This is a genomic window from Micromonospora sp. NPDC049799, assembly GCF_040656655.1.
Lineage (GTDB): Bacteria > Actinomycetota > Actinomycetes > Mycobacteriales > Micromonosporaceae > Micromonospora.
On record NZ_JBFAMU010000177.1, the window covers coordinates 1 to 9558 of the forward strand.

At 74.1% G+C, this 9558-nt stretch carries 11 protein-coding genes; 8 read left to right on the forward strand and 3 right to left on the reverse strand.

What is annotated here, in order from left to right:
* From AB0I76_RS15430 to AB0I76_RS15445, 4 genes are all read left to right on the forward strand, one after another.
* The coding region (locus AB0I76_RS15430) for an FAD-dependent oxidoreductase (RefSeq protein WP_357034997.1) at nt 1-158 on the forward strand (158 nt) is incomplete at its 5' end.
* Nucleotides 159-185: 27 nt separating this feature from the next.
* Nucleotides 186-557: a metalloregulator ArsR/SmtB family transcription factor gene (locus AB0I76_RS15435; protein WP_357034969.1), complete on the forward strand. Its 372-nt coding sequence runs from the start codon at nt 186-188 to the stop codon at nt 555-557.
* Nucleotides 554-1195 (forward strand): SRPBCC family protein, encoded by a 642-nt coding sequence (locus tag AB0I76_RS15440; RefSeq protein WP_357034972.1) that lies wholly within the window; start codon nt 554-556, stop codon nt 1193-1195. Before AB0I76_RS15435 ends, AB0I76_RS15440 begins: the two co-directional genes overlap by 4 nt.
* Before the next feature lie 79 nt (nt 1196-1274).
* On the forward strand, nt 1275-1787 hold the full coding sequence (locus AB0I76_RS15445; RefSeq protein WP_357034975.1) for an NUDIX domain-containing protein: 513 nt from the start codon (nt 1275-1277) through the stop codon (nt 1785-1787).
* Nucleotides 1788-1789: 2 nt separating this feature from the next.
* On the opposite strand, the gene AB0I76_RS15450 is transcribed toward AB0I76_RS15445, so the two are convergent.
* From AB0I76_RS15450 to AB0I76_RS15460, 3 genes are all read right to left on the reverse strand, one after another.
* Nucleotides 1790-2314: an RNA 2'-phosphotransferase gene (locus AB0I76_RS15450; protein ID WP_357035000.1), complete on the reverse strand. Its 525-nt coding sequence runs from the start codon at nt 2312-2314 to the stop codon at nt 1790-1792.
* A gap of 93 nt (nt 2315-2407) precedes the next feature.
* Nucleotides 2408-3841, reverse strand: coding sequence for an ATP-binding protein (locus AB0I76_RS15455; protein ID WP_357034978.1), 1434 nt, complete (start codon nt 3839-3841; stop codon nt 2408-2410).
* A gap of 55 nt (nt 3842-3896) precedes the next feature.
* A complete protein-coding gene (locus AB0I76_RS15460) occupies nt 3897-5564 on the reverse strand; it encodes an FAD-dependent oxidoreductase (protein WP_357034981.1) in 1668 nt (555 codons plus the stop codon).
* Between the two features lie 170 nt (nt 5565-5734).
* Here AB0I76_RS15460 and AB0I76_RS15465 point away from each other — a divergent pair, with 170 nt between their 5' ends.
* From AB0I76_RS15465 to AB0I76_RS15480, 4 genes are all read left to right on the forward strand, one after another.
* Nucleotides 5735-7933, forward strand: coding sequence for a hypothetical protein (locus tag AB0I76_RS15465; protein ID WP_357034984.1), 2199 nt, complete (start codon nt 5735-5737; stop codon nt 7931-7933).
* A gap of 23 nt (nt 7934-7956) precedes the next feature.
* Nucleotides 7957-8448: an SsrA-binding protein SmpB gene (smpB, locus tag AB0I76_RS15470; protein ID WP_357034988.1), complete on the forward strand. Its 492-nt coding sequence runs from the start codon at nt 7957-7959 to the stop codon at nt 8446-8448.
* A gap of 128 nt (nt 8449-8576) precedes the next feature.
* Nucleotides 8577-8969 (forward strand): SCO5389 family protein, encoded by a 393-nt coding sequence (locus tag AB0I76_RS15475; RefSeq protein ID WP_357034991.1) that lies wholly within the window; start codon nt 8577-8579, stop codon nt 8967-8969.
* The coding region (locus AB0I76_RS15480; protein WP_357034994.1) for an LLM class flavin-dependent oxidoreductase at nt 8959-9558 on the forward strand (600 nt) is incomplete at its 3' end. The genes AB0I76_RS15475 and AB0I76_RS15480, both read left to right, overlap by 11 nt.

Here is a 9558-nt window from a genome sequence, read left to right on the forward strand (position 1 = left end):
GCGCGTGGCGCGCGTACGGGCCGGAGCTGCGCCGGCCGGTCGGGCGGGTGCACTGGGCCGGCACGGAGACCGCCACCCGGTGGGCCGGCTACCTCGACGGGGCGATCGAGGCCGGCGAGCGGGCCGCGGCGGAGATCCTCGTATCACCGTTGGCTTAAATAAGGCCGTCCTGATATAAAGGTCCGGTGCACGCCTTCGATGTGCTCGGCGACCCCGTGCGGCGCCGGATCCTGGAGCTGCTCGCCGACGGGGAGATGACCGCCGGCGCGCTGGTCGACGTCGTCCGGGCCGAGTTCGGGATCTCGCAACCCGGCGTCTCGCAGCACCTGAAGGTGTTGCGGGACAACGGATTCGCCACCGTACGCGTGGCCGGCACCCGGCGGCTCTACGCCGTCGACAGCCGGCCCCTGCGCGAGGTGGACGAGTGGCTCCACCAGTTCCGCCAGTTCTGGACCAACCCGTTGCAGGCCCTCGCGACCGAGCTCGCCCGAGGCCGACGTGAGCGTCGCGGGAGCGACCCGTCCCCCGCCGCACCCGAGGAGAGGAACCAACCATGATCGACGCCACCAGCCAGGTCAACGCCATCCGTCGCCAGGTCGGCACGCGCACGCTCGAGGCCGGCGAGGCCCGGGTGATGACCATCAGCCAGACGTACGACGCGCCCCTGGACGACGTCTGGGACGCCTGCACCAACCCCGAGCGCATCCCCCGCTGGTTCCTGCCGGTCTCCGGCGACCTGCGGCTGCACGGGAAGTACCAGCTGGAGGGCAACGCGGGCGGCACCGTCGAGCGCTGCGACCCGCCGAGGAGCTTCGCCGCCACCTGGGAGATGGGCGGCGAGGTGAGCTGGATCGAGGTCACGCTGACGCCGGTCGACGACGGCCGCACCCGCTTCCAGCTGGAGCACATCGCCACCGTCGCGCAGGAGTTCTGGGACCTGTACGGCCCGGGTGCGGTCGGCGTCGGATGGGACCTGGGGCTGCTCGGCCTGGCCTCGCACCTCGCCGCGGACGGCAGCGGGGTGACCCCGGAGCAGAGTGCCGCCTGGACCGCGTCGCCGGAGGGGAAGGACTACGTCACGCGCAGCAGCGAGGCGTGGCGCGAGGCGAGCGTCGCCGCCGGCACCGACGAGGCGGCGGCCCGCGCAGCCGCCGAGCGCACCACCGCCTTCTACACGGGCGACCCGGCGGCCTGACCGGGCTGTGTGGCCTGCCGGGTAGGCCCGCCAGGCCACGGACGGGTAGACCACCCGGCGGCGGGTAACGTGCAGCGGCATGACGGGCTCCGCGTACTCGCACTGTTCCTTCTGCGGGGCGGCCTACTCCGCGGGAGCCGGGTGGCCGCGGGTCTGCGCCACGTGCGGTCAGACGGTCTGGCGCAACCCGCTGCCCGTCGCGGTCGCGGTGCTGCCGGTCCGCACGGCCGACGGCGTGGGCGTGGTCGTCGTCCGCCGGGACATCGAACCGGCGCGCGGGCTGCTCGCGCTGCCGGGCGGCTTCGTCGAGTACGGCGAGGAGTGGAACGAGGCCCTGGTCCGGGAGCTGCGAGAGGAGACGGGACTGCTCGCCGACGCGGCCGACGCGGAGCTCTTCGCGGTGCACAGCGCGCCGGCCGGTGGAACCATGATGGTCTTCGGCGAGCTGCCGGCGCGGTCCGCGGAGGACCTGCCCCCCTCGGCGCCGACCGAGGAGGCGACCGAGTGGCTGGTGCTCACCGAGCCGGTCGAGCTGGCGTTCTCCACCCACACCCGGGTCCTGGCGGACTTCCTCGCCCGCGAGCGCGCCTGACGTCAGGTGGTCAGGTAGCGGGGCGGTACGGCCCCGGTGAGCCAGACGCCGTTGGCGCTGCGGTGGAAGACGTGGCCGTCCCGGGCCATCGCGGCGGCGTCCACGGTCAGCACCACCGTCACCCCCGTACGCCGGGCACCCACCCGTCGGGCGGTCTCCACGTCCGGGGACAGGTGGACGTGGTGCCGGCCGCCCCGGTGCAGGCCGGTGGCGCGAATCGAGTCGAGGGCATCGGCGCTGGTTCCGTGGTAGAGCCGAGCCGGCGGCGACACGGGTTCCAGGCCCAGGTCGACCGGGATGGAGTGGCCCTGGTTGGCGCGGATGCGGTCCACCCCGTCCGGCCCGCGCTCCACCGCGAACCGCTGCTTGTCGTTGTCCGCGACGACCGCGTCGAGGTCGGCCCGGTCGATCCGCAGCGCGGCGAGGAAGGCCGGCAACGGCACCCACCCGGCCCCGTCGGGCGCGAGGCCGAAGCGACCCGGCTCGTGCCGGAGGGCCAGGGACATGCGCTTGCTGAGCCGTACCATCGCGCGGTGTTCCACGCTGGCATTCTCACCGGCCGGCGGCGTGGCGGCGAGCCGAATTGCCGCGCGCACGGCATCCACGGTCGCGGTGCCCGGTCAGGTCGTGACCGGCTCCGCGGTCAGCGGAAGGAGCACCCGGAACACCGTCGCGCCGGGGACGGAATCCACGCGGATGTCGCCGTGGTGCTTGCGCACCACGATCCGGTACGAGATGTCCAGGCCCAGGCCGGTGCCCTCGCCCACCGGCTTGGTGGTGAAGAAGGGTTCGAAGATGCGGGGGCGCACCGCCGGCGGGATGCCCGGCCCGGTGTCGGCCACCTCGACCGCGAGCCGGTCGGAGTCGCGGGCGGTGCGCACGGTCAGGGTGCCCTCCTCCCCCATCGCGCCGAGCGCGTTGTCGACCAGGTTGGTCCACACCTGGTTCAGCTCCGCCGCGTACGCGGGGATCGGGGGCAGCGCGCGGTCGTACTCCCTGACCAGCCGGACCCCGGGGGGCATCTTGCCCTTGAACATGGCCAGGGTGGCGTCGAGCAGGTCGTGCACGTCGACGACCTGGTGCGGGGCGCGGTCCAGCTGGGAGTACTGCTTGGCCGCGCCGACCAGGCCGGAGATGCGGGTCACGGCGTCGCCGATCTCGCGCATCAGCAGCTCGGTGTCGAGGGTGTAGGTGAGCCAGCGGACGGCCGCCTCCAGGTCGGCCGGGCCGACGGCCTCGGAGACCTTGGCCAGCCAGTCGACGTCGACACCGCCGGCGACCAGGGTTGGCGCCAGGTCCCATCCGCCGCCGACCCCGCGCTCGTCGAGCCAGTCGGACAGCTCGTCCTCGGCGTCGGCGGCGGCCATCGGGCTCAACTGCGGCGCGTCGGCGACCCGGGCCACCGCCTCCTCCTGCAACGCCACCAGCCCGTGCAGGGCACGACCGTCGAGCCGCCCGTCGGCGATCATCGCGAGCTTGTGGCGCATGCCCGCCACCCGCTCGCGCAGCGTGGCGGTCGCCCGGACGGCCGCGCCGGCCGGGTTGTTGAGCTCGTGGGTGAGGCCCGCCGACAGCGAGCCGAGGGCCAGTAGGCGTTCCCGCTCCCCGATGATGGTCTGCGAGTCCCGCATGCCGAAGAAGAGGCCCTCCAGCAGGTGCATCGCCATCGGGAACCAGGCGCGTACGGCGTGCGCGAAGTCCTCCGCCGGCAGCACGAAGAACTCCGCCTCGTCGACCGCCCGCAGGGTGTTGCGGTAGACCTGCTCCACCTGCTCGTCCAGGTACGCCTGGGTGGCCCCGCCGTACACGCCGCGCTGGTCGGTGCGGTTGACCTCCACGTCGTCGCCGCGGACCCGCCGGCTCATCGCCACCGCGCCGCGCAGCAGCACGAAGAAGCACGTCGCCGGCTCCCCCTCGGCGTAGACGACGCTGCCCGCCACCCGCCGCTCGACCCGGCCCTGCTCGGCCAGCCAGCGGAGCTGGGCGTCGTCGAGGGACTCGAAGAGGAACAGGGTGCGCACCTCGTCGACGGTCAGGCGATCCTCGGTGGTCATTGCGCTCCCTCCGATCGCGACTGCGGGGCTCGCAGGACCGGCTCACTCCTCGCGCTCACTGGGCCTCCAGGTAGCGGTGCACCAGCGACACGGCCATCGCGCCCTCGCCGACCGCGGAGGCGACCCGCTTCACCGACTCGGCGCGGACGTCCCCGGCGGCGAACACGCCGGGCAGGCTGGTCTCCAGGTGGTACGGGTCCCGCGACAGCGACCAGCCCGGTGGTCGTCGCCCGCCCGCCACCAGGTCCGGCCCGGTGACCACGAAGCCCCGCCGGTCGCGCACCACCGTGCCGTCCAGCCAGTCGGTACGCGGCTCCGCGCCGATGAAGATGAACAACCAGGACGCGTCGACGGTACGGGTCTCGCCGGTGCGGGTGTCGCAGAGCGTGAGGCGTTCCAGGTGGTCGTCGCCCTCGCCGCCGGCCACCACGGTGTGCGGGTGCACCTGCACGCTGTCGATGCGGTCCAGCTGGTCGATGAGGTACCGGGACATCGACGCGGTCAGGTCGGCGCCCCGGATGAGGATGTGCACGCGGGTGGCGTACCGGGAGAAGTGCACCGCCGCCTGGCCGGCGGAGTTGGCCCCGCCGACGATGTAGACATCCTGGTCGACGCAGCTCGGCGCCTCGGTCGCGGTGGAGCCGTAGAAGACCCCCCGCCCGGTGAGGTCGGCCAGGCCGGGGGCGTCGAGCACCCGGTAGGCGACGCCGGTGGCCAGGACGACCGTGTGCGCGGCGATCCGGCTGCCGTCGCCGAAGCTGAGCACCCGGGCGGAGCCGGCGTCGGCCAGTTGCACGACCTCCCGGGTGGTCAGCAGCTCCGCGCCGAACTTCAGCGCCTGCCGTCGCGCCCGGTCGGTCAACTGCGCGCCGGACACGCCCTCGGGAAAGCCGAGGTAGTTCTCGATGCGGCTGCTCTGCCCGGCCTGCCCGCCGGTGGCCCGCCGCTCCACCAGCACGGTCCGCAGGCCCTCGGAAGCGCCGTACACGGCCGCGCCGAGCCCGGCGGGACCGCCGCCGACGACCACCAGGTCGTAGAAGTCGGCGGCCGGCGCGACGGTGAGCCCGACCAGTGCCGCCAGTTCCGTCTCGGTCGGGGCGACCGCGGTCTTGCCCTCGGCGGTGACCACCAGCGGCACGTCGGCCTCGCCGGCCCCGGCGGCGGCGAGCAGCCGGGCGCCCTCCGGGTCGTCGGCGAGCAGCCACCGGTACGGGACGAGGTTGCGGGCCAGGAAGTCGCGGACCGCGAAGGACGGCGCGGACCAGCGGTGCCCGACCACGCGCAACTCGGCGGCGGAGGCGTCGGGGGTGGCCGCCCACGCGTCGAGCAGGGTGTCGACCACCGGGTAGAGCTTCTCCTCCGGCGGGTGCCACGGCTTGAGCAGGTAGTGGTCGAGGTCGACGAGGTTGATCGCGTCGATCGCGGCGTCGGTGTCGGCGTACGCGGTGAGCAGCACCCGCCGTGCGGCGGGGAAGAGGTCCATCGCCGCCTCCAGGAACTCCACGCCGGTCATCTCGGGCATCCGGTGGTCGGCGAGCAGCAGACTGACCTGCTCCCCGCGGAGCTTGAGCTCGCGCAGCGCGTCCAGGGCCTCGGGACCGGAGCCGGCCCGCACCACCCGGTAGCGGTCGCCGTAGCGCCGCCGCAGGTCCCGGGCCACGGCCCGGGACACCACCGGGTCGTCGTCGATGGTGAGGATCACCGGGTTCGCCATGGCGACCATGGAACCACCTGGGTTGGGCCGTCGCCCACCCGCCGGGAGGAACGGCGGTTGACCGGCGACCGAACGGGTAGACGACCGCCCGCCGCGTGGGGCGGCGGCGGTGGCCGGCCCACGGCCACCGGGAGGACGTTTCCGGGGGGCCGATGTCGCGAAGTCCAGCGCCGTCGGGCGTGGAGTCCGCGTCCGGCGACGTCGTCGAGCTGCGCGTGCACGGGGTCTCCGGCGCGGGCGCCGAACAGGTGCTGGACCGCCCGGACGTGTCGCAGGTCGCCGGGGACCGGTCCGGCGGGTTCTACCGGGTCCGGCCCGGTTATCCGGGTGCCACCGGGGCGGGTGGGGTGGTGCTGGAGGCGTACCGGTGGAACGACCTGCCCTCCGGGACCGCCGTGCGGACCCTGTCCCTGGTCTTCCTCCTGCCGTTCATGCTCTCCAACGTGGCGATCTGGATGCGTCCCGCGACGGCCGGGGCGCTCGCGTTCAAGGCGCTGTGCCGGCTGCTGGCGGTGACGCTGACGGCCCTGTACGTGCTGACGGTCGCCGGAGTGGCGCTGGACCTGGTGGCGTGGAAGTGCCTGGCCATGCCCACCTGCCTGTCCGGCCGGAGCTGGCTGTCCTGGCTGGGTGGGCGGCCAGTCGGCCTGCGGCTGGCGGTGCTGTCGCTGGTTCCGGTCGCCGCGGTGGCCGTGATCTGGCGGCTCGGCGCCCGCCCGGCGGGCCCCTTCGCCACGTTCCGCCCACCGGCCGCCACCGAAGGCCGGCACGAGCTGAGCGTCGTCGGCCGGTGGGACCGGGCACCGCTGGTCGCGCGGCTGCGGGCGATCCACGTGGCGGTCGCCTTCGGCACGCTGAACCTCGTCCTGCTGGTCGCCCGGGTGGGCGACGGCGGCGCGGGCGCGCCGGCGCTGCTCGTGGTGACCGTCGCGGGGTTGGCCACCTGCGTCGTCCTGGTCTGCCTGCACCCGCAGATCGACTCGGTCCGGGCCCACCGGGGTATCGACCGCTTCACCCGAGTCCTGCGGGACTCCTCATGCGCGCTGACCGTGCTGGTGGTCGTCGTGGTGGCGGCAGATCCGGCGCCGTGGCCCGACGGCGGGGGCCTGCCCGGGTACTCCGTCACGGTCGCCGCGCTCTTCGCGACGCAGACGTGCCTGCTGCTGACGCTCTGGGGCGTGGTGCTGTCCATGCGGGCCGGGCAGCCCGAGGGCGGGGCCCGGCGCGGGTACGGCGCACCGGTCATCGCCAGCGTCGCCACCGGGCTGGCGATAGCGTTCTCCGCCGAGCTGGTGTACCGGGTGGCGGACCTGCTGGACCGCAACGCGCCCACCGCCGAGCGGCTGGCCACCTCGCCGCCGCTGCCGTACAAGTGGGCGATCTTCGGGTTCTTCCTGGCGGTGATGGTCGCGCTCGTGGTCGGTGCCGGGACGGTTCTGCTGTCCCGGCCGGGCCGGCGGCGCTCCGCCGCGGCCTCCGTGGCCCGGGACTTCCCGCACGCCCCGCCGGAGGCCGCTCCCCGGCTGCGCCAGGTCGAGAAGGCCGTCGCGCGGGCGAGCTTCACCGAACTCCTGGAGCCCCTCGGCGTGGTGTACGCGTTCCTCGCCGGCCTGGGCATGGCGACCAGCGCGGTCGGGCTGCTCGGGGTGTACCCGGGTGACGTCGTCGAGCGCCTGACCGGCGTGCCGTCCGGTCTGGTGAACTTCGGCGTCACGGTGGGCAGCTACCTCATCGCGGCGACGCTGATCGCGCTGCTGGTGGGCGGGCTGTTCGCGTACCGCACGATGGAGTTCCGCCGGTACGTGGGCGTGCTGTGGGACCTGGGCACGTTCTGGCCGCGCGGGACGCATCCCTTCGCGCCGCCCTGCTACGCCGAGCGGGCCGTGCCGGAGCTGAGCCGGCGGATCACCTGGCTCGTCGGGCAGGGGCACCGGGTGGTGCTCACCGGGCACAGCCACGGGTCGGTGCTGCTCGCCGCGACGGTGCTGCAGTTGCCGCCGGCGGTCGGCGAACGGGTGGCCCTGCTGACGTACGGGTCGCCGCTGCGCCGGCTCTACCAGCGGCAGTTCCCCGCGTACGTGGGTGAGGGGGTGCTGCGCGAGGTGGGTGACCGGATCGGCTGGCGTTGGCTGAACCTGTGGCGGGACACCGACCCGATCGGCAGTTGGATCTTCTGCCCGCACCGCGTCGGGGAGCCGTCGTCGGTGGCCGGGCCGGCCGGCTCGGTGGACCGGCGGCTGCGGGATCCGTGGGACGTGGTCGTACCGCCGCACGACAGCGTGCCGCCGCCGATCCTGGGGCACTGGCCGGGAGAGTTCGACCCGCGCTTCGCCGAGGCGGTGCGGGAGCTGGCCGACCGGCTGCGCCGCGCCGGCTGACCCGGGCCGATATCCTCCACCGGGTGAGCGCCGCCCGGCAGACCGACCGCACGCTGATCGCCTCGAACAAGAAGGCGCGGCACGACTACACCGTCCTGAAGACGTACGAGGCGGGCCTCGTGCTGGCCGGCACGGAGGTCAAGTCGCTGCGCGAGAGACGGGTGTCCCTGGTCGACGCGTTCGCTCAGGAGCGCGACGGGGAGCTGATGCTCTACGGCCTGCACATCGCCGAGTACGGCTACGGCACCTGGACCAACCACGCGCCGCGCCGCACCCGCAAGCTCCTGCTGCACCGGGTGGAGATCGCCCGGATTCTGGAGAAGCTGCGCGAGGGCGGGGTGACCCTGGTGCCGCTGTCGATGTACTTCTCCGGCGGCTGGGCCAAGGTGGAGCTGGCCCTGGCCCGGGGCAAGCGGTCGTACGACAAGCGGCAGACCCTCGCCGAGCGGGACGCGCAGCGGGAGATCGCCCGCGAGCTGGGCCGCCACCTCAAGGGCCACCCCCGCCGGGGTTGAGCCCGACACTCGTCACGCACCGTCGATCCGACGCGCCCGGAACGTGTTGACGTGGGCCGGACCGCATGGTGTGCTCCCTCTGTGACAGTAATGACAATCGTAGTCATTACCGACCCGTGAGGAGGAGCATGTCTCTCACCGTCCCGCCCGCCCTGCTCGACGCCGCCGAGCGCGGCCCGATCGACGACGCGGACTTCGTCGCCTGCGTCCGCGACTCGCTTCCGTACGCCTGGGCGACCGTCAGCCGGGTGGTCGCCGACCTGGAGTCCGGTGGCGGCGAGCGCGCCGACAACGTGATCCCGCCGCCCACCGAGGCCGAGCGCGGCCAACTGCTGCGGGCACTGGCCAGCGACGCCATCCGGGCCGGCCTGGAGCGGCACTTCGGGGTGAAGCTCGCCTTCCAGAACTGCCACCGCGTCGCGGCGTTCCGGCCGTCCGCGGTGGACTCGGACGCCTACCGGCGGTTCATCTCGCCGCGCGGACAACTGCTCAACCAGTCCCCCGAGCTGCGTGACTGCTGATCCGGCCGGGCACGACCGGCGGGCGGGGCACGGGGTGCGGGCGCACCTGTTCCTGCTCGCCGGTCGGCACCCGGGCGCCACGCACGCCGACGCGCTGGCCGACGCGCACGCCTACGGCCTGGCCGCCGAGGAGCACGGCTACGCCGGCGTGTGGATGGCCGAGCACCACTTCATCTCGTACGGGGTGTGCCCGTCGGCGGTCACCTTCGCCGGGCACCTGCTGGGGGCCACCCGGCGGATCAGCGTCGGCACCGCCGCCTGCGTGCTGTCCAACCGCCACCCGGTGGCCCTCGCCGAGGAGGCGGTGCTGCTCGACGAACTCTCCGGCGGCCGGTTCACCCTCGGCGTCGGGCGCGGTGGGCCCTGGGTGGACCTGGAGGTCTTCGGCACCGGCCTGCCGCGCTTCACCGACGGCTTCGGCGAGTCGCTGGACCTGCTGACCCGGTGGCTGTCCGGGGCGCCCACGGTGGCCGGCACGCCCCGGTTCCCCTTCCGGCCGGTGTCGGTGGTGCCCCGGCCCCGCCGCCCGGTGCCGCTGTGGGTGGCCGCCACCTCGCCGTCCACCGTCGACCTGGCCGCCGCGCGGGGC